Source organism: Chryseobacterium sp. 1B4, assembly GCF_036631475.1.
Taxonomy (GTDB): Bacteria; Bacteroidota; Bacteroidia; order Flavobacteriales; family Weeksellaceae; genus Chryseobacterium.
Genome location: NZ_JAPNUF010000013.1, coordinates 36,629 through 61,121, shown reverse-complemented (window position 1 = coordinate 61,121; position 24,493 = coordinate 36,629). Strand labels below are relative to the sequence as shown.

Sequence of the window (24,493 nt, the reverse complement as noted above, 5' to 3'; positions counted from 1 at the left end):
CAATATATGCAGTTCACTATCAATACAATCGAAGACTGGCAGGAAGTTGTTGACAGCATCATTCCTCAATTACAACATAATATTCTTTTATTAAAAGGAAATCTGGGAGCGGGTAAAACAACATTCACTCAGTTTCTGCTTAAAAATATGGGCAGCAAAGATGAAGTAAACTCCCCTACTTACTCTATTGTAAATGAATATAGTACAGAAAAAGGAAAAGTATATCATTTTGATCTGTACCGTCTGAAAAACATAGAAGAAGTGTATGATATCGGCATTGAAGAATACCTGGACAATTCCTTTTTATGCATTATCGAATGGCCGGAAGTGTATGAAGAAGAGCTTTACGGGCTCAACTACCACACAATGAGCATTGTGAACACGGGTGAAAACAGAGAAATTTCATTCGATTAAATATTATGTATCTTTGCTTCTTAATTGAGTGTAAAAAAACAATCTGTAAGACATAATTTAATTTAAGGATGAGTACAAATATTTTTACTCCTTTCACAGAAGAAGAATTAATGCCGAAAGAGGAAAAATTGGAGGTTATAAAAAAGGAAAACAGTTCAGTATTGGGATTCCTAAAGAAACCTGTCTCAACGAAAGGAGAACCTGCATTACTCCCGACGCCGTACAGGTGCTGGTAGAGCATGGCCATGAGATCATTATAGAAGCAGGGGCCGGACAAGGTTCATTTTTTACAGATTTACAATACTCTGAATCTGGAGCAAAGATCACGAATGATCCTAAAGAAGCTTTCGGGCAGGATCTTATCCTGAAGGTAAATCCTCCTACAGAGGAAGAAATTGAGTACATGAAGCCCAATACGTATCTGGTTTCGGCACTTCAGATCAATCTCAGGGATAAGGAGTATTTCTTAAAGCTTGCAGAGAAGAAAATAAATGCCATTGCCTTCGAATTTATTGTTGATGAATATAAGCAGCTGGCTTTGGTAAGATTAGTAGGAGAAATTGCAGGAACCGTTTCTATTTTATACGCTTCCGAATTATTAGCCTTATCCAATGGCTTAATGCTTGGAGGAATCACAGGAGTAAGACCTGCAGAAGTAGTAGTTCTCGGAGCCGGAATTGTAGGCGAGTTTGCTACAAAAGCAGCGATCGGTTTAGGAGCCAGCGTAAAGGTTTTCGACAACTCTTTATCAAAACTGAGAAGACTTCACACCATTGTTGACAGCCGTGTACCGACTTCCATTATTGACCCTAAAGAACTCAGCAAAAGTTTAAGACGTGCTGACGTAGTAATCGGAGCACTACCAAGACTGAATATGACACCTATCGTGACCGAAGATATGGTCATGAAAATGAAAAAAGGAAGTGTCATCATCGATATCACCATAGATAACGGTAAAGTAATTGAAACTTCAGAACTTACCACCATGGAAGATCCTTACGTCATCAAACACGGCGTCATCCACTGCGGGCTTCCGAACCTTACCTCAAGAATGCCGAGAACCACCACCAAGGCGATCTCAAACTTCTTCCTTTCCTATATTTTAAATTATGACGAAGAGGGCGGCTTTGAAAACATGCTCATCCGCAAAAACGAAATGAAGCAGAGCTTATATATGTACAAAGGAAGACATACGAAGAAGATCATCTGCGACCGTTTCGGGCTTACCTACCACGATATCAATCTTTTAATTTTCTAATGAAGAAACTGAAATTTTATGCAATAGGCTTCGTTCCGGGGCTTCTGATCGTATTTTTTATTTTGAACAAGAAAGGAGCAAGCTGCAGCGGCTACTTACCCAACAGCCGTGTGATTGCAGAAACACTTTCCAAGGAATTCAAATATTCTGATGAGGCTAAAAATGCCATGACAACCTACAAGATTGATGAAAAATTTATAAAAGACAGTATCATTACCAACGGAAAAGTGGATTTTGACCGCAGCCATGCTCAGAAAAAACCATGTCCCGATTATCTTTTAACCTACCCTGAAAAAAATCCGTCTTACGAGATCACTTTTGAAAAATGTGAAGAAAGTGTGACAGTAAACGGTCTTAAGAAACTTAAATAGTTTTTTCATAATCCTACGCTATGGAAGGCAATTACTACATGATTCATGATTATCTGATATTCATCGGAGTTTTTGCCATTTTCCTGTTTCTGACAACAAGTATTTATCTCTTCAGCCAGAACCACAAACTGAAACAGAGAAATACCAAATTATCAGAAACCAATAAGCTTATTGAACAGCGTCTGAATGAAGTCCGTCTGGAACACATTGGTACTAAGCTGAACCCGCATTTGTTTAAAAACATTCTCAATTCAGTTCAGTCACATGCCTATCAGACGTATATGTCACTGGATAAGCTGGCCAATGTGCTGGATTATATTTTATACGAAAGCAACAACAAGTTTGTCAGCCCTAAAGAAGAGCTCAATTTTGCTTTAAGCCTTATTGAGATTAATAAAATCAAGATCAATCCCTCTTCGACTTCAGAATCAAATCCAGGATCAACAAGACCGATTCCGTGTATGAAGAAAAAGTATTTGCCCCGCTGATTTCTGTAGATCTTATTGAAAATGCTTTCAAACATACGGATTTTCTCGCCCAGGACTCTTTTATTTCTATTTACATGGAGCTTGAAAACGGTTTTTTCACCATGAAAGTAAGCAATAAAGCTTCTTTAAAAAATATCCTGGAAAAAGAAAAGAGCGGTTTTGGAAGCCAGTCTTTTGATCAACGGCTTAAGATGATCTACAGCACATATTACCAGCTTGAAAGAAGCTCAAGAAACGGAGTTTTTACAGCAGAATTAAAAATCAATTTAGGAGAATTCTATGATAAAATGCGTTATTCTGGATGACGAATTACTGGCCATCAGTTATTTAAAACTTCTATGTGAGCAGATCGAAAACGTAGAAGTGGTAAAAGCGTTCAATGACCCTAAAGTTTTTCTGAATGAAATAGACAGCATCGACTGCAATCTGTGTATTCTGGATATTGAAATGCCCGGAATGACAGGCCTTCAGGTAGCTGAAATAATATCAGGCTCAAAAAAATCATCTTTACAACAGCTTATAAAGAATATGCTGCCGAAGCTTTCGACCTGAATGTGGTGGATTACGTAAGAAAACCTATTAAAAAAGAACGGTTGATCCAGGCGTTTGAGAAAGCGAAGGAGCTTGTGGAAGACAGTCCTAAAAAGGCATTTATTGAATGGAATACCAACATTGGAAAAACGGTCATATTCACAGAACAGATTTCTTATATCAAAACCTCCGAAATAGACAGCAGAGATAAAGATATCATGCTCAGTGACGGAACCACCATTGTCTTAAAAAACCTGAATTTCAAAAATCTTCTGGAAATGCTGCCATCCAAAGATTTCGCACAGGTCAACAAAAAAGAGATTATTGCCCTGTCTTCCATCAAAGTATTTTCAACCAACGAAATTATTACAACCATTCCTTCGGAAGACCATACTTTTCTGAAACTCCAGATCGGAGATGCCTACAAAAATTCTCTGATGGAGCGATTTGGGAAATAAACATTTCTTCAGATATTCTCTGTTTCATTACAGAATATCCTCACTTCATTACAGCTCAACTTTTTCAATATACAATCCGGTTACTTTTGCAGAGAATTAACTGATTTTATAATGAAAAATTGTTTCTATGCTGCAGGAATCCTCATATCCGGATTGTGTTTTTCCCAGGAGACTTCTTCAAAATTTAAGGCTTCTTTTTTGACGGAATAGCCGCTGCCGGATATGTAGACCATGGTGCGTTTATCAACTTCACAGGCCCGAATCTGAACTTTACTTACAAAAATGCAAAATTTATACTGGGAATGCTTCCTTCGCTAAGAATTAAAGAAGACAGATCTTCCGGAACCCAAAACAGTCCCATTATGCCTACTCTGGGAGCTGGACTGACAATGGTTTATAAAAAAATTGCCGTTCAGATCCCTGCTTATTATAATTCAAAAACGGCAGATCAGAATGGCAGCTGGAAAATAGGAATTGGGCTTGGCTGCTCTTTCAGATAGATTTTATTACATTTTTTGGAACATTCATTACATTTTAAAAAAAGAGTATTTAACATAACTATATTCTTATGAACTTTGCATCAAAATTGGAATCATGAATTTGGGGAAATACAAAAATTTAATTTTCTATATTACGACCATTGCAGTCTTTTCCGGACTGATGTATTACTTCATTATAGAAGGACAGACGCTGGAGGTAAAGGAAAATATCGTTGCCAGCACCAGCAGTGGCTCTACCTGGGAAAATTTCCTGGAATCATTTAAGACCAATCTCCACCATCCGCTTGCCTTATTACTGGCACAAATTGTCACGATTATTATGACCGCAAGGCTTTTTGGATGGATTTGTATGAAAATAAAACAGCCTACGGTAATCGGGGAAATGATTGCAGGGATTGTACTGGGGCCGTCGCTTGTCGGAATGTACTTTCCTGAATTTTCAGCATTTCTTTTCCCGAAAGAATCTTTAGGCAACCTGCAGTTTCTGAGTCAGATAGGTCTTATCCTTTTCATGTACATTGTAGGAATGGAACTGGATCTGAGCGTATTAAGAAAAAAGCTCATGATGCCGTGGTCATCAGCCATGCCAGTATTATTATTCCTTTTGCACTGGGAATAGGTCTTTCCTATTTTGTGTACCAGGAATTTGCCCCGGACGGTATTCAGTTTACTTCTTTTGCATTATTCATAGCCATTTCTATGAGTATTACTGCGTTTCCGGTACTCGCAAGAATCGTACAGGAAAGAAATCTTCAGAAAACCAAACTGGGAACCATTGTTATTACCTGCGCTGCCGCAGATGACATTACGGCATGGTGTATTCTTGCGGCCGTAATTGCGATTGTAAAAGCAGGGTCTTTTGCCAGCTCTATTTATGTGATTATCATGGCTATTGCCTATGTATTTCTGATGATTAAAATTGTAAGACCTTTCCTGAAAAGGGTTGGAGACCTTCAGGCAGGAAAAAATACCATCAGCAAACCAATGGTGGCTATTTTCTTCCTGACATTGATCTTATCCGCATATGCTACTGAGGTCATTGGTATTCACGCTTTATTCGGTGCTTTTATGGCGGGAGCTATTATGCCGGAAAATGCAAAGTTCCGTACTCTTTTTATTGATAAAGTAGAAGATGTGGCTTTAGTACTTCTGTTGCCGTTATTCTTTGTATTTACAGGTCTTCGTACACAGATCGGTCTGCTTAATGACAGCCATCTGTGGATGACCGCAGGATTTATTATTCTGACCGCCGTTCTGGGAAAATTTGCAGGAAGTGCCCTTACAGCAAGGTTTGTAGGTATCAACTGGAAAGAAAGCTTAACCATCGGAGCCCTGATGAATACTAGAGGGCTTATGGAACTTATTGTACTGAACATCGGGTATGACCTTGGTGTTTTAAGCCCCGAAATATTTGCTATGCTTGTGATCATGGCTCTTTTTACAACTTTTATGACCGGTCCTGCTCTTGACTTTATTAATTTCATTTTTAAATCTAAAAAAATCAGGACGATCCTATTCAGGATAATGATTCCAAGTACCGTGTTCTGCTCTCATTTGATAAGCCTGAATCAGGAAGTACCCTTTTAAAACTGGCCCACAACTTTACCCATAAAATGAATGGCAATAAAAGCATCACAGCCATGAACATTGCACCGGTAGATGAGATGCATGCCTATGATAGTAATGAATATGAAAATTCACAGTTTCAGAATGTAATTGAAACCTCCCAGGATCTTAATCTGGAAGTCACCACCCTCTTCAAAGCGTCTACTGATATTGAAAGTGACCTTACCAGTATTACCAATAAAGGACACTATGACCTTCTGCTGATCATGCTTGGTAAATCTATGTATGAAGGAAGTTTATTAGGAAGGTTATTAGGTTTTACAACCAAAATCATTAATCCTGAAAAACTGCTGAACACAGTAAAAGGTAAAGGAAATATATTCAATAATTCTCCTTTTGACGATTTTACCCTTCAGATTCTGGACAAAACGAATATTCCTGTGGGAGTTCTGGTGGAAAAGGATTTTAAAGCAGCAGACAAAGTATTTGTCCCGATCTTCAATCTGAGTGATTTTTATCTTCTGGAATATGCGAAAAGGCTGATCAATAACAATAACTCCCAGATTATCATTCTGGATGCTGCAGGACAGATCAGAAATAATATTGAAGTAAAAGAACTTATCAGAAGTATTGAACAGGTGGCTCCCAATCATATCACGTTGTACAATGAGAAAAAAATTGAGAAAGAATTCCTTAATGCTCAGGACCTGATGCTGATCAGCAGTAAAAGCTGGAAAAACCTGATCGATACAAAGAGTCTTTGGCTGTCTGATATCCCGTCTACATTAATAATTTCAAACCCTTAGACCAAAATAACACACCGATATTTCTATTTCTACCGGAAGCTGTAAATATTATCCGTTGTCTGTAAAGAAAAAACGGGTATATTTATGGCTTCAATTTTTGGGACATGCTGATTAACAGTGAAAATGGAGTTATAGAACTGGAAGCCTTTGCTACCAGTCTTTATAAGGAATGGGTCTTGACCGGCTGAAGCAGTCTGATTTTTATAAAGAAAAGTACTCTGATATGTGGGATGTAAAAACCGGGTATTTCTGGTATTATTTTAAGAATATAGAGGCACAGGGATACCAGTTATCTTTCAGTCTGTGTTTTTTAAAGATCAGCTGGACACTATCCATATGAACACATGGGAAAATGGTGATGCCAAAGACTGGAATGAATGGACGGAGGAAAAAGAAATGAATGTCTTTCACCGGAACAACACTTTTCTGACAAAGGTTTTGAACAGGTCTCCCACCCGAAAAAAGAAAACCCCTTATCCCAGCTGCACCTTCAGATTTTCCTGGGGAAATGTATGGTCGGTCTACGATCCGCGAAGTGCCGGCAGCTTTATGGGAATTAATTTTAATGAAGAAAAAACAAATAACTTATAACCAAAGATTAAGATTGTAATATGTGCCGATATGCCATGATGGTTTACAAAGGTCATTATGCCTGTTTCAACTGCCGGAAAACATTCAAACGCCGCCACCTTAAAGATGTGGACCGGGACGCTCTGGTTTCGGTGGAAGCCAAATGCCCCGAATGCGGAAATCTGATGGCTAATATGGGACTCGACTTCAAATCACCACCCAAAAATGATGATAAGCAATGGGCCCATATCCGGGATTTGTATACCGTCGGGATTACTTTTCATTCGTGTGGATGCTCCGGCCCCGGTTATATACCGCAAGACCGGAAAGCAATTATTGAATATCTGGAAAAAATCAGATCAGAATATATGAAATCTCTCGTATTCTGGAGATACCGTATTGAGCCTGAAACAAAAAAAGAAAGGGAACTGGATTATCAGAAGAACAGCTCGCATTTCTGGGCCGTCAACCGTAATGCGTTTAAGGAAACCGTCACGAATCAGGAAGGAATCAATTATTGGCTCAAAAGAATCAATGAGGTTGAGGAGAGACTGAATATCATTAAGGCTGATCAACCATAACGCTACTCCTCTACTTTACAAGCTTCAGAAGCTTTTTAAAATCTTCTTGGATCTCTTTCTCCTGCTCAGCCGGATAATCCGTACTGATACCTGATCCGTGTAAGTCATTATTGCTGATCAGAATGATATTTCCGTTTTCAAAATAATTGCGGGTCATTGTAATCTTTGATTTTTTCAAATCAAAGGCTTCCATGTCATTATTTTCTTTCATTGTTTTAGCATCATAGAAAAGCGGTCGGTTATACCTATACTCTTTCCCGAAAACAAAAGAAAGCTGTCCGTTAAGAAGATAATATTCTGTCAGCTTCTGCCCCATTTCGCCATAATGTTTCGCAATTACTTTTTGCAGACCTTTATCTGTGTAATAAAATGTGGCTTCCCCGCCTTCTGCAGATTCCCCTTCAATATCTTTCTTTTGACAGAAGCCCATTTTGTCACGGAATTGATACTTTTAAAATTAGCCTGAATAGGTTTTATCTTATTTTTTAAACTCTTGCTGCCCGTAGTATCTTTGTCGATCAATGTTTCTCCAATCTTTACAGTATCCTGCGCTTTGGTATTGAAAAAAACAGACGCCTGATCGCCGGACTTCTGAGGATATGCAAAACTCAAACTGATCAATATTATGAAAACTCCGTGCAAGAATCTATTCTTCATATTTTGTTTTTTATAGCTTTAAAATTAATAATAACTTTTGGTTGTACTGCATATAATGAAACCACAAAAGTCACAAAAGTTTTTTGGGGTTGTTTTAAGTCACAACTAACTGTTTTAGCTTTGAAACCCTTATAACAGCTTAGATTCCTGCGGAATGAAACAATCGGAGTGATTGTCTTACCATACAGTTTGTCATTCCGTAGCAATCATCCACATTAAACCGACAAGAAAAGCATCAACAAAAATTCCAATCCTGACCAGCATCAACTGAAGACGCAATATTCCCCTCGTCCTGAGGTGGCGAAAATTCAAAGAATTTTTGACGGGGTGGTTTTCTATGCTTCATCAATTCATGTCGTAATTCTACTACAATTTTTAAAATTTCACCCCAAAATTAATTTCAAATACAGTTTTTTAATAGCTTTATAGGATAATTCACTTTGGATGGAAATTGATTTCTTACAATATCAGGTACGGAATGGAGATACGCTGACCTCTATCGCTTCCCGGCTAGGCATGACCGGTGAGGAACTGAAGCTGTTTCATAATTCCCACTGCGAAAAAATGGACAGGGTTTGGTTTGAAAATCTTAATAAAGTGAAAACGATCTTTGTCCCTATACATCATAAAACAGAGGCACAAAAAGACCAGGAAAGGAAAAATACCCTTCCGTCACAATTCTCCCCTTCCTTTTTTGCCACAACATATACTGTTTATGAAAGTTTTGAAAGTCCGTTTGAAACTCCGGTTAACATCGGTTATACGATTGATCTTAATCTTCACAAAGAAAGAAAAACAGGACAATATATTGTAAGTTATGTCCAAAAAGATTTTACGTCTGATGGAAACGCGCCTGATGATAAAGTAAGCAGTCTTTCCATTGCCTGCATGAAAAGTATTATGCCCCTTGAATTTATTATGAATGAAAAAGGCAATATCACAGGGTTTGCAGATCATAAAAAAATCACTGACACTTTTATCCATCAGCGAAAAGATCTTGAAGAGTTCTATGTAGGCGAAGTCTCTCAAAATTATATGAACATTTTTGAAAGAAATATTAAAGATGAATCATTTTTATTACAGCAGTTTCAGAGCACACTCCTGTTTCAGACACTGTTTCCTGGAATAGACTGGTTTCAGAAGAAAGCAAAGTGGAAAGAACCTTTTTATTTTTTACAGAATTCTTTTCCGGTACAATGTGAAATCAATATAGAACAGGAAAATGGGGATGAAAACGCTGTATCAACCATTTTAAATGGCAAAATCAGGGAATTATGTACTTCACAGGAGATCCTGCGTGGGATTAAGCTTAAAGAAAAGACATCGGAACCTGCCTCAGGCAATATTGTATTAGAATACACCACCAACATAAAAAATAAAAATCTTCTACAGGCAAAAGCTTCGGTTTCACTGAGCCATGAAGGGGTATTGATACACCAACACCATATCAACATAACACAAGGATAATATGAAAAATTATGTCATACAAAAAGGCGATACGTTCAGTTCACTCGCCGGGCAGTTTAAGCTGAAAGATGAAGGTATTTTAAAAACCTACCACAATCTTCACTGCCCGCCGGAAGATGTTATGCAGGAACCTGTTCCCGGAAAAACGATTTTAATTCCGGAAGATCCACAGCTTATGACTGAAGAAACAGAACTTCAAAATACCGCTTCATCTTCTGGAGAAGAGTCTACAGAAAATACCGCTTCCGGGGAAGAAAATCCGGCAGGAGAACAGTCTCAGAATGAAGAACAGCCATCTGAAGAAGCTGAAAAATCCAATAAAGAACAAAAAAACGAAGAGCATAAGGAAGACAGTGGTTCTACTCCCCATGAAGGAAAATATTTCGTTGTACAGAAAGGAACCGTACAATGTAATCAGGGATTTAAATTTCCAAAATTTAAGGTAACAAGCCACAAGAAGCATTACTGGAATGATGAAGAAGGAAATGCTGATTATCTGGCTGTAACGGAAGATGATCTGCAGCTTGATCCGGCAGCACAACCGTTCGGACAATGTAAACTTAAACCGACTTCAGGAGGCTATCTTCCCTGCGCTTACGCTCCTGCCGGAAAATGGCAGAAAACCTATGAAAAGGTAAAAGTGATGGGAAAAAGCTGTCTTACTGAAATTTCAGAACTGATGTGCAGCACGGGAGGGAAAATTACCATTCTCAAGCACGGACAGCAAAGTGAAACGGGCAAAAGCCATGTAACCCAAGCCAATACGCAGGAACAGCAGGTTTATAACCCCGTTGTTGATTTTGATGAATTCAAGGAAGATACAAAAGGAACAGACGAACTTTATTACAGCTAAGCCATGACAGGAAATATTATCGGAAATCAGAATCCTTTGGCAGGAACAACTTATTCCTACGAAGTAAAACCTTCCCTCCTCTCATTCGGACTGAAAGGTGAATATGAATGGTATCTTTACAAGAAACAGAAAAACGGAACCTGGAAAGACATCACCGGAAAGCCTAAAACCGGTGAAAAGGTAACTTACCGGTTTGGAGAAATAGCCGTAGGAATAGAGTTTCAAATGAAAGTCTATGAGATTAAAAAAGGTATTTTACCAGGGCTTCCTGCCAGCAAGGAATTGGCTGGCACTCTTATCCTTATTCCAACCAGCAACAAAGTTTCAAAAATAGATAAAGTAGTTCTCTTCAACCGCGGAGCAGCTAACGTCAATAAAGCCAGTTATCGTGATACTCTTATTGCCCAGGCTCATTGTATTGGCATGTTTAATAAGGAGATCGAATTCCATCTCTGGGAAGATGATGCACCGGGAAAAGGCCACGACCCTGTTATTAATAAAAACAACCGTCATCCCCGCAGCTACAAAGCTCTGGTTAATGCAAAGGGTATTGCAGAAGTACAAATTCCCCTGATGTCTGATGAAAAAATCCTTCGCCAGATGGCCAATCAGTTTATGATGAAAGGTGACAAAAATGAAGGAGCCAATCATGAGTATTATGTTACAGCAAGTTATTCGGGTCAAATTCAGGGAGCAAGCCAGGTCAACGTAGATGTAGCTAATCCGGATTATAAGGGACAATCTCAAAATCAAACTAAACCGCAGCCTCAAGGAAATACTCCAAAGTTCACACCAGGACAAAAAGCTCCCAAACAGCCGGATCCTAAAGGCAATATTATAGAAGCTGTTTTCATTGATGATAAAGGAAATGAACTTTCCAAAGTTGCTGTAGGAGATAAAGTAAGGGTAAGAATCCACTCCAAAAATATGGTGGGAAAACATATTCAGTATGTGGTTTGGGAATATGATACCACCTCCAATGATGAAGTTTACAGAAGCGGAAACATTAAAATTCCTGCCGATGTATGTGACACATCAGGGTTTGTCATTACAAAAGCTATTTTTGAAAAAGGAATAGACTCTCCTGTTGGCGATCCGGATTCGGATAAACAAAACTATTTTATTGAAATTATTTCTAAGGATCTTTCTGCAGAATCTCAGAAATTCGGGGTAAATCCGGAAGGTCTGATGCAGGTGGAGAAATTGAAGAGTGCGGCGGTGGTGCAAAATCAGCCGGAACCTGCAGTTCCAAAAACCGGGAAATGTTTTTGTAATAGAGATTTCACACCAGAAGAGTTTGAGAAAATAATTCATGGGCTTCGTGATAGCGAAAAGCGAGTCAAACAAAGTAGCGGATATAATTTATTTAATGCTCCAAATTGCAATATTAAAGCAGAAGATAGAACCATCGAAAAACTGCGATCCCAAATAAATAATATTTTCAATAAATATGGTATCAATACCTGCCTTAGAAAATTACATTTCTTATCACAAATTTATCACGAAACTGATCGTCTAAGAACTGCAAAAGAATATGCTGATGGAATTAAGTATGACCCAGGTAAACATCCAGATGCAATAACAAGTGGAAATACAACAATAGGAGATGGTGAAAAATACAAAGGTAGAGGGTTAATGCAATTGACATGGAAAAACAACTATAAAATATATAAATATTATTCCGGAATTGATGTAGTAACAAATTACCAAAAGGTTTCCGACACTTTATCAATCGCCTGTGAATCAGCCGGCTGGTATTGGAAACAAGGAAAAATATTAAGTGTTGGTACAAGATGGAAAGGTCCCGCAGATGCACCATCCTATGTAAAAACCCACAAACCTGACTACCCTAAAGATACAATTATATGGGAAGAGAATGGCAAAAAAAGAAATACGGAACGGTAAATATGGGATTGATAGCTGATGATGATAAAGTAGATTTAATAAGCTACTTAGTAAATGGAGGAGCAAATGGATTACAAGAAAGGAGGAACTATGTAATTACATTAAAAGCTTTATTTGAATATCCACAAAAATGTGTAAATAAAACCCAAGTCTCACCACCTGTAAATAATGGATCAGCTAGTTCTGTAACGATAAGATTAGTTAGGAAATGGCAAACTAAAAAATCAACAATTGGAGAATTCACTATTGACAATACCCAGATCAAAGGTTTCATCCTTGAAGAAAAAGGGCCGGATACAACTGAGTCAGGTAAAGAGCAACGTGTTCCTATTGGGACATATAATCTAGAATGGCATTCGGGTACAAAAATTAAAAAAGGCCTCAAGCTATTCAATGATGTTGTATCTAAGGACAGAGCAATATTAATTCATTCTGGTAATACAGCAGATGATACTGAAGGATGTTTATTACCCGGAACAACCCGATCTACAGATTTTGTTGGTGGTAGTAAAGATAAATTAAAAGAAATATTTACCTATGTGGAAGAAATAGGAATTAAAAACGCTAAAATTATAATTACTCAGGCATATGAATAAATTACTTTTATTAATACTAGCTATATTAATATCGTGCAAGAGCCCTTCGCAAGAGGGTAAAAGCATTAATGTTACAAATCTTGAACAGTCATTTTCAAATAAAAATGAAAAGGAGTTCTTAGAAAATTTTCCAAAGGATTTTCAAACCTTTAAAAATACATTTGGCTGGAACGATGAAAAAGATTCAGCTGAAATCCTTTATAAACAAGCCATCCCATACATTGATTACTGGTTTTCTCTAATCCAAAAACCTCAATATAAAAAATATGAAAACTCAATAACAGAAATTTCAAAAAATGGAAAATGGGAAGCCGATGCTGTTAATTATTTTAAAATAAAGTCAATAGAATATATTAAAAAAAATAAAAAATATGATCTGATCAACTCTTTATCAAAAGATGATGCAAAATCAGTTTTAACATTTTTGCTTGATTCTCCTCATTCAAAACCTGATGATACATTATTAGCCAATTTAACAGCTGAAAAACAAAACTTAGCAAAAGAAATATTATCTGCGAATCCTTCAAGCGAAACTAAAAGAAGCTCGTTTGAAACCTATGTCAACAATGAAGATTATTTCATAAAAACCTTTGATGTCAATAAGGATGGCATCTCTGACAAAATTGTAAGTAACAAACCTTATCAAGGAGAAAATTTATTTGTTTTTAGGGGATAAACAGGGTAAATACATATTAGCACTGGAAACAAGAAACTTCTCTGAGGATGGAGGTAATATTATCAATGATATCATTCCAATCTCTGGAAACAAAGGATTCACTATAAAAACATCATTCCCAGATCGTGGATACTATGAAAAAGAATATAATATTGTCTTAGAGAATAATACCTGGCTTCTTAAAAATATTATCTATAAAACAATGTCAGATACTTCTCAGGATGCAGTAAAATATATTTGCGATGTTCCCCAAAATATTGATATCCAAAAATCCGGATGGACAGATAAAATAATACCCATTCCTGAAGAAAATGTAAGAGCCAAAAAATGCAGAGTAGAGAAAAGTCAAAATAAAACTGCTTTTTACATTCAGGACAGTGATGGTTTTACCAACCTCAGAAAGGAGAAAAACTCTTCTTCCCAAATCCTGCAAAAAATCAACACAGGTGAACAAGTTGAGGTTTTAGATCAAAACGGAGATTGGTGGTTAGTAGTTTCTAAAGAAGGTAAAAGGGATATGTTCATAAAAGCAGGATAAAACCTGAATAATAACCCTCTGATTGACACAAAAAAACAACTTGCTAAAATATGAAGCCTACCACCAACTATTAATCCCATGTATACAAATTTAAAAAAGAAAATTTCATTTCATTTAAAAAATATTTATACCTTTGCTCTGTGATTTTTAACAACGGAACATATTATTATAGAATTTTTACCTCAGCTCTGGGATAGGATTCTTATGAATATAATTTAAAACCTCGTCCTAGGGACGAGGTTTTTTTATTTTAAAAAATGTAAAAAGATGAAAATAAGTATTATTGGAGTGGGATTGATCGGAGGTTCGATGGCTTTGAAATTAAGAGAAAAACCTGGCCAGCTTCATCTACGGAATCGATAACAATACACAGCATATCAGTGAAGCATTGGATCTTAAGATCATTGATGCCGGAACAAACCTTGAAGAGGAATTAGAAATTCGGATCTGATTATTCTTGCTATTCCTGTAGATGCTGCCCGAAAACTGTTGCCTTCTGTTCTGGATCTTGTGTCTGATCAGCAGACGGTAATGGATGCAGGCTCTACTAAAGCAGGCATTGTACATGCGGTAAAAAACCACCCAAAACGTGCAAGATTTGTAGCGTTTCACCCGATGTGGGGAACAGAAAACAATGGTCCGAAATCCGCTATTGCAGAGAGTTTCTCGGGAAAAGCAGGCGTGATATGCAACAAAGAAGCATCGGCAGACGATGCTTTGGCTACCGTTGAAAAAGTAGTCAATGCTCTGGATATGCACATGATTTATATGAATGCAGAAGATCATGATGTTCACACTGCTTACATTTCTCATATCTCCCATATTACATCTTACGCTCTTGCCAATACCGTCTTAGAAAAAGAACGTGAAGAAGAAACGATTTTCCAGCTTGCCAGTTCCGGGTTTTCAAGTACTGTCCGTCTTGCCAAGTCGCATCCGGAAATGTGGGTTCCTATATTTAAACAAAACAAAGAAAATGTGCTGGACGTTCTGAACGAACATATCACTCAGCTCAGAAAATTCAAATCTGCGCTTGAAAAAGAAAACTATGAATATCTGGAAGAATTGATTTCCAATGCCAACAGAATCAGAGGAATTTTAAGATAGGTATTATTTAAGATACTAAAAGCCTCAACAGCTTTTACTTTTATTTTATTAAGAAACCCTTAGTCAGTAATGCCTAAGGGTTTTATATTTTGAAATAAAATGATTTCTATTAACATTCCGGAACATTGACTGCAATGGCCAGGCCTCCTTCCGAAGTTTCTTTAAAACGGTCACTCATCGACTGAGCGGTCTCCCACATGGTCAGAATCACTTCATCCAATGTTACTTTTGCTTTCGTAGGATCACTTTCCAGTGCAATATTGGCTGCCGTAATGGCTTTCATAGCACCCATCGTATTTCTTTCAATACATGGAATCTGCACCAGCCCTTTAATTGGATCGCAGGTTAAGCCAAGATGATGCTCCATCGCAATTTCTGCCGCCATCAATACCTGCCCTACACTTCCCCTAAGATTTCTGTAAGTCCGGCAGCTGCCATTGCAGAAGATACTCCGATTTCCGCCTGACAGCCTCCCATCGCTGCAGAAATAGTCGCGTTTTTCTTGAATAACGTCCCGATTTCTCCAGCTACAAGCAGGAATCTTACAATATCCTCCTCACTCGTAAATGGTGTAAATGCCTGAGAGTACATCAGTACCGCCGGAATAACTCCACTCGCACCATTGGTAGGTGCGGTAATAATCCTTCCGAAACTTGCATTCTCCTCATTTACTGCCAGGGCAAAGCAGGCAATCCATTTGTTGATATTCGTGAAGTTCTCTTCAGCATCTACCACCTGCTGAAACCATTCATCTTTATTTTTATAGATTTTATCTCCCAGAAGCTTTCTGTTGATTCCTGCAGCTCTCCGGGAAACATTCAGTCCGCCCGGAAGAACCCCTTCCTTATTCACCCCTTTATAAATACATTCTTTAATCTGCTGCCAGATATAAAGTGCTTCTTTCCTCGTTTCTTCCTGAGTTCTCCAGCTTTCTTCGTTGATCAGAATCAGGTCAGACATTTTATTAAGCCCAAGTTTCTCACAGTATTTTGCGATATCAGAAGCTTTATGGCAAGGATACAAGGTTCGTACACACTGCTTTTGGATAAATTTTTTCCTGGCTGGCTATGAAACCGCCTCCTACAGAATAAAATCCTGCACAAGCTCTGTTCCATCCTCAAAAACGGCTCTGAAGATCATCCCGTTCGGATGAAAATCAAGGCTTTTTTTCATGTTTAAAACCAAATGGTGCCCGTAGATAAACGGAATTACCTTTTCACCGCCAAGGTTAATAGTTTGAGTGCTTTTAATGTAGTTTATTTTCTCATCAATTTTTGAAGTATTGATCGTTTTAAAATCCTCTCCGTTCAAACCAAGCATTCCGCAATATCAGTTCCGTGCCCAATCCCCGTTTTTGCGAGTGAGCCAAAAAATTCAAGAAAAACCTCTTTTACTTCTTCTATTGATCTTTCTCTTTTTATAATCCTGATAAATGCAGCAGCGGCATTCCAGGGTCCCATTGTGTGCGAACTGGACGGGCCAATTCCTACTTTAATAATTTCAAAAACCGATATTGATTCCATAAATGATTCGTCATTTTCCTCAAAAACAAAGATACATGATAAATCCCAAAATCAATCTTCAAATCTTTAACGAAATTGACATCTGAATAGAATATAAAAGCTACTGCAGGCATTCCTCATGCTGGGAAAGATCAAGGCCTTTATTTTCAGACTCTTCGGAAACCCTTAGAGTGATCATAGCGTTCGTAATTTTATACAAAAGCAGCGAACCAAAGAAAGTGAAAACAGAAACAAGAACCAGGGCAGCCATATGATGGAGAAAGACCTCAATTCCGCCATGAAGCAGACTTGCCTTTTCACCATGGGCAAAAACAGCAGTAAGGATCATCCCCATAATTCCTCCTACTCCATGGCAGGCAAAGACATCCAGTGTATCATCTACTTTCTTTAAAGCCTTCCAGTTAACCATTATATTGGAAACAATTGCTGTAATAAATCCGATAAAAGACTTTCCTGAATACTTACAAAACCACATCCGGGAGTAATCGCCACGAGCCCTACTACAGCACCGATACAGGCTCCCAAAGCAGAAACACTTCTCCCGTTGATTCTGTCGAAAAAAATCCATGTCATCATTGCTGAAGCAGAGGCAATAGTAGTTGTACCAAAAGCTGTTGCGGCAGCAGCAGAAGCACTTAATGCTGAACCTGCATTAAATCCGAACCATCCAAACCATAACATTCCGGTTCCCAGCAGCACGTAGGGAATATTGGAAGGCTCATGGTGAGGATTTTTCTGTTTCCAACTACCATAGCCCCTGCAAGGGCTGCAAAGCCTGCGCTCATATGCACTACTGTTCCACCGGCAAAATCTTTCACCCCGAAATATTTGTTTAAAAGACCATCAGGATGCCATACCATATGGCAAAGCGGTGTATAAATAAAAATACTGAAAAGAACAATAAATAATAAATAGGAAATAAAACGAACCCTTTCTGCAAAAGATCCTGTGATGATCGCAGGAGTAATCACTGCAAATTTCATCTGAAACAGGGCAAAGAGAATAAAAGGTATGGTGGGAGCCATTATTTTATGCGGCAGATTCCCTACTCCACAGAAAAACGGATAGCTTAACGGATTTCCGATAATACCGTAATGTTTTCCGCCAATGGTAATCCCCAGTGAATTTCCAAAAGATAAGGAAAAGCCTACAACTACCCATACCAAAGAGATAACACCCAGGGCAATAAAGCTCTGCAGCATGGTAGAAATCACGTTTTTCCTGCCAACCATTCCTCCATAAAAGAAGGACAACCCCGGTGTCATCAGCAGAACAAGGCCTGCCGCCGCCAGAATCCAGGCAACATCCGCACCTACAATTTTATCTTCACTTAAAATTCTCCTGTATCAGGAATATCGGCAACCGGATTCCAGAATAAACCTCCGATTGCAACCAGTGTGATGACAGAAAATGAAACGATCCATTTTAATCCTACTTTCATAAAATTTATATTTAACCCTATCAAATTTAAACATAAATTTCATAAAAATAACATTTTTCAAACAGCACCCCTATAAAAAATACTATTTACAAGATAATATTTCTAATTTTCACAAAATACTTCCTTCAGTATTTTGGATACTTCTTTAGATTTGGTAGCAGGAAAAAGATGGGTTCCTCCCTTTACTACATAATCAGGCTTGGAATAACGGATGGGAAAAACGATATCTTTATCTCCTAATATCTGAATTACATTGGGATTTTCTTCAAACTTCCATTCAGCAACTTTTTCTACAGACCATTTCAGGTAATAAGGATCCCTTACTTTAAAATATTGCAGAAGTTTTGGATTTTTAGGATCAAAAGTTTCCTGATAACAGCATATACATTGGCAGCCCTGTCATTGAATAATCCTACAGGTAATATTCTCGGGATTTTGGTAACCTCTCCTGTCCTTATAAATCTTGATTTTCTTTGTCAGATTTGATACTTCCAAGAATTACTACCTTCTCCGCAGGTTTCAATTGATTGATCTCCTGCACAATAATTCCTCCGAAAGAATAACCCAGGAGACAGAATGGCTCTGAATCATCTATTTTCTCCGCCATTCTTTTAACGTAAGCATCGAAGGGCTCATTTTTTTCGGGGATGAGCCAGTCTATAAAAATCAGTTCACAGTGTTTGGGAAATTCTATTCTTTCAAGAACCTTGAAGTCTGCTCCCAGACCGCTTACGATATAAATTTTCATACCACTAATTTATAAAAAATACGAAAATAAAGAAATGCCCTCCTGATTTAACAGCCCTAAAAAGAGCAGCTCCTGAGAACTGCTCTTCTGTATCAATAGAATATATTTTACTTTTTCTTTTTCGGAACTCTGTTCTCGTTATCCAGCATTTCTGTAGAAACTTTGAACTGAATATCCATTTCGTTCTTGATGAAATAGTCTTTCAGTGAAGACTGATAGAATACTTTAAAGTCTCTTCTGTTCAGAGAGAACTTGGCAGATTCAATAGATGTGGTGAACTGAGTAACATATACATTCGCAGGGAATGAGATTGTTTTTCTTACACCTTTAAGGGTAAGATCACCATATACTGTAGAATTGTATTCACTGTTTGCTAAAGGAATGATTTTAGTCAAATGGAACTTTGCAATAGGGAATTTTTTCACTTCAAAAAAGTTCGAGCTTTTCAGATCATTAGTAAGCTTGATCTGATCTTCATCTGAAACATCTCCTGCCATCAGGCTTCTCATATCAATTATAAATTCTCCGTCTACAAGAACCGTATGGTCAAAGTTGAATTTTCCGCTTTTTAGCTTTACTGTTCCTGAGTGGGAAGTTTCTGGGTTTTTACCACCTTATACCCCCACCATCTGATCTCTGATGAAGTCACCTTTGAAACCTTATCAAATTTCTTTTGGGCAGAAACAAATGATATGCTTGCGCACACCATAGCAAACAATAGTAATCTTTTCATTCTTTTTTATTTACAATTCAACAAAAATAAAAAAAAGTGTAGAACTTCTACACTTTTAATAATCTTTTTTTGATTAATTTATTGAGCAGTTACCTTTACAAGCATATCAATATCATCTTTCACAAAAACATCCTGCATGGTAGACTTGTAAGCAACATCAAACTTCTGTCTGTCGAAAGAGAATTTGTTGGAAACTAAACTTACTACTCCTTTGCTGTAAGAAATTTTGGCAGGGAAAGAAATAGGATTTGTTTTTCCTTTTACAGTAAGGTTTCCTGTTACAAGAGAGTTGTAGATCTTATCGTTGTTTTTCTTTACTCCTGTAATTTTGAAAGTTGCCGTAGGGAATTTTTCAACTTCAAAGAAGTCACCATTCTTAAGGTGTCCGTTTAATTTTTGCTGATATTCTCCTGTAAGGTCAGTAGAGCTGATGGAAGTCATGTCCAATACGAAGCTTCCACCTACCAGTTGGTTTCCTTTCATTACCATATCACCAGACTTTACTTTTACAGTACCGTCATGAGAGCTGGCCTCAGATTTTGCTACTTTGTATCCCCACCAGTGTACATCAGACGCTACTACTTTTTTGACTGTCCGAAAGCTAGACCACCAGCTAAAACTGCTAATAAAAATATTTTTTCATTGAATAGAGTTATTTACTTATTTAACGATACAAATGTAGGTATCTTCTTCAATAGATTTCATTGATGTATATCAATAAATTTTATTATTTTCATGAATAATATCATCCCATAAAAAAACTCCGAATTTCTTCGGAGCCTTTATTTATACCTGATAGTACGCTGTATAAAGCGCTATACCATTTAGTGCCGTATGATTTTGCTTGACCAGATAAATAGGAATATTTTTAAGCATTTCTTCCATTTTGTCACTGATCTTGAATTTTTCGTAGAATTTTCCTTTGTCGATATACTCTCTTACAGTCTGTGCAATATCTCCGGCAATCAGCAATCCTCCGGTAGCTTTGAGCTTTAGTGTAAGGTTGTTCGCTTCTCTTGCCAGGAATTCAAGGAAAGTATCCAAAGCTATTCTGCAGATAAGTACATTTTCTTCCACAGCTGCTTTATACAATTCTTCTACGAAGTTTCTGTGCAAGGCGTTCTCCCAGCCATTCCGGCTCAGGATGCCTTTTCACATCTCTCAGGAATCTGTAAATATTGAATAATCCTGACTTTGAAAGTACGTTTTCCCAGCTTACAATACCATAGATATTATTCAGAAACTGGTAAAACTCAACTTCTACATTGGTTCTTGGTGAAAACTCTGAGTGTCCGCCTTCTGTTGCGAAAGGTCTCAGGTATTTTCCGTCAAAGAAATATCCGGCCTCACCCAATCCGTTTCCGGGAGCAAGAACGGCTACATTTCCTTTTTCAAGGTGTCCGCTGGTGTAGATCGCTTCAAGATCATTATCTTCCAACAGAGACATTCCGTAAGCGGAAGCTTCAAGATCATTCAGCATGTCTACTTTTTCAAACCCGAAATCGCGGGCATATTCAGCAACATCTAAGTGCCATCCCAATCTTGCAGGGCTGCTCTTCCCGTCCAGTACAGGACCTGGTACAGCCATTCCCAGACGTTTTACATTCTGCAATTGATTATCCTGGATAAACTTCTTCAGAATATCTGAAAAAGAAGAATATTCCTTGGTTGCATATGTATTTTCTAATTTTATCTCAAGACCTCCGTTCCCGGAAACGAAATAGCCTAAGATTGTTATATCTTCACGGAGGCTTGCTCCAATGATAGAAACATTATCATTATTACTGTTCTCTACTCCTGGTAAATAAAGTGGAAATTTTGGATTCAGAATCATAACCTCAAATTTTACCAAATATAATAATTGTTTTTGTAAATCCTGCACAGAACAAAAAAACCTTTCCACTTTCGTGAAAAGGTTTTGGTTAATAATTGTTTATATATTAAATCTAACTACTTTCCTAATGGAATATTGTAACCGAATCCTACCCCGATATTCCCCACATTATAATCCTGACCTGGCAAATCTCCTTTTGTTCCTACAAAAACCTTTTGGTATTGTACAAAGAAGTTCCAGTCTCTGTTGTGGTATCCGATCTCCGGTTTAAGGTAAAAACCTCCGTCTGCTCTTTCAACATTGGTATTTGATGCCACTGCTTTATCCCCAACCAGGAAACCATATCCTAAGTCTGTTCCGAAATAGAACCCGGTTTGTTTTGGATAAATTCTGATTAAAGCAGCTACAGGAATTACTCCCACATCATTATTTTTATATCCGTTATTGTCTTTTCCAAAATAGTGAGTATATCCTGATGCGATACCTAGCCCAAACCCTGGTGTAATCAGGTTCTGATAAGAGACATCCACTCCTACTGCAGCGGAAAGATTATCTGCGGGAACTGCTAAACCAACATTCGCACCTACTTTGATCATATTGTTCATTTGAGCACTTTGGGCGCTTGCTATACCTGCTGTTAAAATACCAGCCAGTACTATTGCTTGTTTAAACATTTTCATAACTCTAATTTTTAAATTTTACTAAACAAAAGGATGTAAAAATCATGCCAAGCAAGGCTTTCTCTTTGATTTTAACAGTCAAACAAAACATAAAACAATGAATATCAACTCATTAATTTTAACAAAATTTAAATGTTTGTTTAACAAAAATTATCAAAAAATGATCCCGAAAAGTGAATTAAAGAAAGGAAGCCAGAAGATGGAGGCTGGAAGCAATATTCGAAAACCAATTCAATTTTATCTCCTTTAATAACTCCCAACTTCATTCTTCCGGCTTCCAGCCCACATAACAATATTAACAATCCTTAACCCGTTACTATTTTAACCTTCTTCTTTGAAATACATCAAAAAAATAAATTCTCCATGATGGCTGATTCATTAATAAAAAACAAACATCTTCTCTGGCGTGCGGGTTTTGGTGTGGGTATTAATCAAATTGATGATTTGAAAAATAAAAACATTAAAACGATAATGAATGAATTATTTAAAGAAGACAGCTTTAGTGAGATTACCTATGATACTCCTGATCCTGATTTGGCAGCAGACTACATGAACAGCACAGCTCCTGCTGAAAAGAAAAAAGAAATGCAGCGTATCAGCAGGGAACAAAACAATGAGCTGAACCTGAATTTTTTGAATACCATCGTCAACAGCAAAGAGCAGATGAGGGAAAAGATGGCATTTTTCTGGCATGGGCATTTCGCTTCAAGAGTGATCAACCCGAAGTTCAACAGACAGCTTTAAATACTATCAGGAAGAATGCATTGGGAAATTTCAAAGATCTGCTCTTTGAGGTAAGTCAGTCACCGGCCATGCTTAATTTTCTTAACAATCAACAGAATAAAAAGGATCATCCTAATGAGAATTTCGCCCGCGAAGTCATGGAGCTTTTTACCATGGGAAGAGGCAATTATACTGAACATGACGTGAGAGAAGGCGCCAGGGCATTCACAGGATGGAGTTATGATAAGGAAGGCAATTTCAAAGAAAGAAAAAATCTTCATGATGAAGGCAGCAAAACTTTTCTGGGAAAAACAGGCAACTTTGATGGAAATGACATCCTCAATATTATTCTGGAACAGAAGGCTACTGCACAGTTCATTACCACAAAGATTTATAAATTCTTTGTTAATGAAAAGCCAGATCAGGATATTGTAAACAGACTCAGCACAAATTTCTACAATTCAGGATATGATATTAAAAAACTGATGACTGAGATATTTTCCAGCACATGGTTTTATGATCAGAAGAATATCGGCAACCGGATAAAATCTCCGATAGAACTGATGGCTGGTATGATGAGGATCCTTCCGATGCATATTCAGAATCCCGAAAACCTTATCGTGTACCAGAAATTACTGGGTCAGATGCTCCTTTATCCTCCTAATGTTGCAGGATGGCCCAATGGAAAATCCTGGATCGACAGTTCCACGCTTATGCTGAGACTCCAGGTTCCGCAGATCTGGTCCGGGCTCCGCCCTTTAGAATACAGCCCCCGCCAGGATGATGATATCGATATGGGAATGAAATCCCGGGAAACTGCTTTGAACAAAAGCTTTAAAAATCCTAATATTACCATCGACTGGGACCGGATCGAGAAAATTTTTACCAATAAAAACTGTGAAGATTATCTTTTACAGAATACTCAGAGCCTTGATATGAACTCCGTAAAGAATTTTTCTGACAAGAGTATCAAAATGAATGTCATCAACCTGATGTCTACTCCGGAATACCAGCTAATGTAGGGAGAAGGTTTTAGGTTGCAGGTAGCAGGTAAGCTGTCGCAGTATAACTTGCCTATCCATGATTTATTTTTACTGCTATAAAAATAAAATGCAGCCAGCCCTATAACTTACAACCTTCTGCCTGCAACCTATCATCTGCCACCTTAAACCCTAAAAACGAAATTATGCTAATCAAAAGAAGAGAATTTCTCAAAATAAGTTCACTGGCTACAGCCTCTATGCTGATGCCTAATTTCTTAAAAGCTATGACGCTGGATGAAGCTTTGAATCCCAGTCAGAATATCCTGGTCGTTCTTCAGTTTACGGGTGGAAATGACGGGCTGAATACTATTATTCCGGCTAAAAATGACATTTATTTCAGGAAAGGAAAACACTGGCTGTTCAGGATTCAATACCTTTAACAGATGAGGCGGGATCAATCCGTCTCTCTCCTATTTTAAAGAGCTT

Annotated in this window: 24 protein-coding genes and 8 pseudogenes; 22 read left to right on the top strand and 10 right to left on the bottom strand. The window is 37.7% G+C overall.

Annotated elements, in window-relative coordinates; all coding sequences use genetic code 11:
* Positions 1 to 6: 6 nt before the first annotated feature.
* The 12 genes and pseudogenes from tsaE to OWR28_RS25715 all read left to right on the top strand — a co-directional run bounded on the left by tsaE (position 7) and on the right by OWR28_RS25715 (position 7,543).
* Entirely contained in the window at positions 7 to 414 is a 408-nt protein-coding gene (tsaE, locus tag OWR28_RS25765) for a tRNA (adenosine(37)-N6)-threonylcarbamoyltransferase complex ATPase subunit type 1 TsaE (protein WP_332389080.1), read from the top strand.
* 68 nt (positions 415 to 482) lie between these two features.
* A pseudogene (locus OWR28_RS25760) lies at positions 483 to 1,672 on the top strand (alanine dehydrogenase).
* Positions 1,672 to 2,043 carry a hypothetical protein gene (locus tag OWR28_RS25755; RefSeq protein WP_332389079.1) on the top strand — a complete coding sequence of 124 codons (372 nt, stop codon included), beginning with the start codon at positions 1,672 to 1,674 and terminating at the stop codon, positions 2,041 to 2,043. The pseudogene OWR28_RS25760 and the gene OWR28_RS25755 overlap by 1 nt, the downstream one beginning before the upstream one ends.
* A 20-nt stretch (positions 2,044 to 2,063) precedes the next feature.
* Positions 2,064 to 2,531 carry a histidine kinase gene (locus OWR28_RS25750; RefSeq protein ID WP_332389078.1) on the top strand — a complete coding sequence of 156 codons (468 nt, stop codon included), beginning with the start codon at positions 2,064 to 2,066 and terminating at the stop codon, positions 2,529 to 2,531.
* The gene (locus OWR28_RS25745; protein ID WP_332389077.1) at positions 2,501 to 2,836 is read left to right on the top strand and encodes a hypothetical protein; all 336 of its coding nucleotides are present in this window, start codon (positions 2,501 to 2,503) and stop codon (positions 2,834 to 2,836) included. Before OWR28_RS25750 ends, OWR28_RS25745 begins: the two co-directional genes overlap by 31 nt.
* Entirely contained in the window at positions 2,811 to 3,083 is a 273-nt protein-coding gene (locus OWR28_RS25740) for a response regulator (RefSeq protein ID WP_332389076.1), read from the top strand. The genes OWR28_RS25745 and OWR28_RS25740 overlap by 26 nt, the downstream gene beginning before the upstream one ends.
* Before the next feature lie 5 nt (positions 3,084 to 3,088).
* Positions 3,089 to 3,520, top strand: a complete 432-nt coding sequence (locus OWR28_RS25735; protein WP_332389075.1) for a hypothetical protein — start codon at positions 3,089 to 3,091, stop codon at positions 3,518 to 3,520.
* Positions 3,521 to 3,822: 302 nt separating this feature from the next.
* Positions 3,823 to 4,020: a hypothetical protein gene (locus OWR28_RS25730; RefSeq protein WP_332389074.1), complete on the top strand. Its 198-nt coding sequence runs from the start codon at positions 3,823 to 3,825 to the stop codon at positions 4,018 to 4,020.
* 94 nt (positions 4,021 to 4,114) lie between these two features.
* Positions 4,115 to 5,607 (top strand): annotated as a pseudogene (locus OWR28_RS27440) (cation:proton antiporter domain-containing protein).
* 26 nt (positions 5,608 to 5,633) lie between these two features.
* Positions 5,634 to 6,392 carry a hypothetical protein gene (locus tag OWR28_RS27435; protein WP_494168539.1) on the top strand — a complete coding sequence of 253 codons (759 nt, stop codon included), beginning with the start codon at positions 5,634 to 5,636 and terminating at the stop codon, positions 6,390 to 6,392.
* Positions 6,393 to 6,728: 336 nt separating this feature from the next.
* The gene (locus OWR28_RS25720) at positions 6,729 to 6,983 is read left to right on the top strand and encodes a hypothetical protein (RefSeq protein WP_332389073.1); all 255 of its coding nucleotides are present in this window, start codon (positions 6,729 to 6,731) and stop codon (positions 6,981 to 6,983) included.
* 20 nt (positions 6,984 to 7,003) lie between these two features.
* On the top strand, positions 7,004 to 7,543 hold the full coding sequence (locus OWR28_RS25715; RefSeq protein ID WP_332389072.1) for a hypothetical protein: 540 nt from the start codon (positions 7,004 to 7,006) through the stop codon (positions 7,541 to 7,543).
* 10 nt (positions 7,544 to 7,553) lie between these two features.
* Here OWR28_RS25715 and OWR28_RS25710 read toward each other — a convergent pair whose 3' ends face one another.
* The gene (locus OWR28_RS25710; RefSeq protein WP_332389071.1) at positions 7,554 to 7,973 is read right to left on the bottom strand and encodes a hypothetical protein; all 420 of its coding nucleotides are present in this window, start codon (positions 7,971 to 7,973) and stop codon (positions 7,554 to 7,556) included.
* A gap of 671 nt (positions 7,974 to 8,644) precedes the next feature.
* Here OWR28_RS25710 and OWR28_RS25705 point away from each other — a divergent pair.
* The 7 genes and pseudogenes from OWR28_RS25705 to OWR28_RS25675 all read left to right on the top strand — a co-directional run bounded on the left by OWR28_RS25705 (position 8,645) and on the right by OWR28_RS25675 (position 15,342).
* On the top strand, positions 8,645 to 9,667 hold the full coding sequence (locus tag OWR28_RS25705) for a LysM peptidoglycan-binding domain-containing protein (RefSeq protein WP_332389070.1): 1,023 nt from the start codon (positions 8,645 to 8,647) through the stop codon (positions 9,665 to 9,667).
* Between the two features lies 1 nt (position 9,668).
* Positions 9,669 to 10,520, top strand: a complete 852-nt coding sequence (locus tag OWR28_RS25700; RefSeq protein ID WP_332389069.1) for a DUF4280 domain-containing protein — start codon at positions 9,669 to 9,671, stop codon at positions 10,518 to 10,520.
* A 3-nt stretch (positions 10,521 to 10,523) separates the two neighbouring features.
* Positions 10,524 to 12,425 (top strand): glycoside hydrolase family 19 protein, encoded by a 1,902-nt coding sequence (locus tag OWR28_RS25695; protein ID WP_332389068.1) that lies wholly within the window; start codon positions 10,524 to 10,526, stop codon positions 12,423 to 12,425.
* The gene (locus tag OWR28_RS25690; protein ID WP_332389067.1) at positions 12,386 to 13,021 is read left to right on the top strand and encodes a DUF5675 family protein; all 636 of its coding nucleotides are present in this window, start codon (positions 12,386 to 12,388) and stop codon (positions 13,019 to 13,021) included. The genes OWR28_RS25695 and OWR28_RS25690 overlap by 40 nt, the downstream gene beginning before the upstream one ends.
* Positions 13,014 to 13,697 carry a hypothetical protein gene (locus OWR28_RS25685; protein ID WP_332389066.1) on the top strand — a complete coding sequence of 228 codons (684 nt, stop codon included), beginning with the start codon at positions 13,014 to 13,016 and terminating at the stop codon, positions 13,695 to 13,697. Before OWR28_RS25690 ends, OWR28_RS25685 begins: the two co-directional genes overlap by 8 nt.
* Positions 13,681 to 14,235, top strand: a complete 555-nt coding sequence (locus tag OWR28_RS25680) for an SH3 domain-containing protein (RefSeq protein ID WP_332389065.1) — start codon at positions 13,681 to 13,683, stop codon at positions 14,233 to 14,235. Before OWR28_RS25685 ends, OWR28_RS25680 begins: the two co-directional genes overlap by 17 nt.
* A gap of 267 nt (positions 14,236 to 14,502) precedes the next feature.
* Positions 14,503 to 15,342, top strand: a pseudogene (locus tag OWR28_RS25675) (prephenate dehydrogenase).
* A gap of 109 nt (positions 15,343 to 15,451) precedes the next feature.
* Here OWR28_RS25675 and OWR28_RS25670 read toward each other — a convergent pair.
* The 9 genes and pseudogenes from OWR28_RS25670 to OWR28_RS25630 all read right to left on the bottom strand — a co-directional run bounded on the left by OWR28_RS25670 (position 15,452) and on the right by OWR28_RS25630 (position 22,301).
* Positions 15,452 to 16,865, bottom strand: a pseudogene (locus OWR28_RS25670) (L-serine ammonia-lyase).
* Positions 16,866 to 16,965: 100 nt separating this feature from the next.
* Positions 16,966 to 18,306, bottom strand: a pseudogene (locus tag OWR28_RS25665) (ammonium transporter).
* Positions 18,307 to 18,408: 102 nt separating this feature from the next.
* Positions 18,409 to 19,054 (bottom strand): annotated as a pseudogene (locus OWR28_RS25660) (alpha/beta hydrolase).
* Between the two features lie 107 nt (positions 19,055 to 19,161).
* Positions 19,162 to 19,584: pseudogene (locus OWR28_RS25655) on the bottom strand (YceI family protein); the annotation flags it as partial.
* 44 nt (positions 19,585 to 19,628) lie between these two features.
* The gene (locus tag OWR28_RS25650) at positions 19,629 to 19,787 is read right to left on the bottom strand and encodes a hypothetical protein (protein ID WP_332389064.1); all 159 of its coding nucleotides are present in this window, start codon (positions 19,785 to 19,787) and stop codon (positions 19,629 to 19,631) included.
* A gap of 78 nt (positions 19,788 to 19,865) precedes the next feature.
* Positions 19,866 to 20,443 (bottom strand): annotated as a pseudogene (locus OWR28_RS25645) (YceI family protein).
* Positions 20,444 to 20,573: 130 nt separating this feature from the next.
* Positions 20,574 to 20,879 (bottom strand): glucokinase, encoded by a 306-nt coding sequence (locus tag OWR28_RS25640; protein ID WP_332389063.1) that lies wholly within the window; start codon positions 20,877 to 20,879, stop codon positions 20,574 to 20,576.
* Positions 20,872 to 21,621, bottom strand: a complete 750-nt coding sequence (locus tag OWR28_RS25635) for a glucokinase (RefSeq protein ID WP_332389062.1) — start codon at positions 21,619 to 21,621, stop codon at positions 20,872 to 20,874. Before OWR28_RS25635 ends, OWR28_RS25640 begins: the two co-directional genes overlap by 8 nt.
* 116 nt (positions 21,622 to 21,737) lie before the next feature.
* On the bottom strand, positions 21,738 to 22,301 hold the full coding sequence (locus tag OWR28_RS25630) for a hypothetical protein (protein ID WP_332389061.1): 564 nt from the start codon (positions 22,299 to 22,301) through the stop codon (positions 21,738 to 21,740).
* Positions 22,302 to 22,664: 363 nt separating this feature from the next.
* On the opposite strand from OWR28_RS25630, the gene OWR28_RS25625 reads away from it, so the two are divergent.
* The 3 genes from OWR28_RS25625 to OWR28_RS25615 all read left to right on the top strand — a co-directional run bounded on the left by OWR28_RS25625 (position 22,665) and on the right by OWR28_RS25615 (position 24,447).
* Positions 22,665 to 23,045, top strand: coding sequence for a DUF1800 family protein (locus OWR28_RS25625; RefSeq protein ID WP_332389060.1), 381 nt, complete (start codon positions 22,665 to 22,667; stop codon positions 23,043 to 23,045).
* Between the two features lie 20 nt (positions 23,046 to 23,065).
* Positions 23,066 to 24,046, top strand: a complete 981-nt coding sequence (locus tag OWR28_RS25620; protein WP_332389059.1) for a DUF1800 domain-containing protein — start codon at positions 23,066 to 23,068, stop codon at positions 24,044 to 24,046.
* 164 nt (positions 24,047 to 24,210) lie between these two features.
* A complete protein-coding gene (locus OWR28_RS25615; RefSeq protein ID WP_332389058.1) occupies positions 24,211 to 24,447 on the top strand; it encodes a hypothetical protein in 237 nt (78 codons plus the stop codon).
* The last annotated feature ends 46 nt before the right edge of the window (positions 24,448 to 24,493 follow it).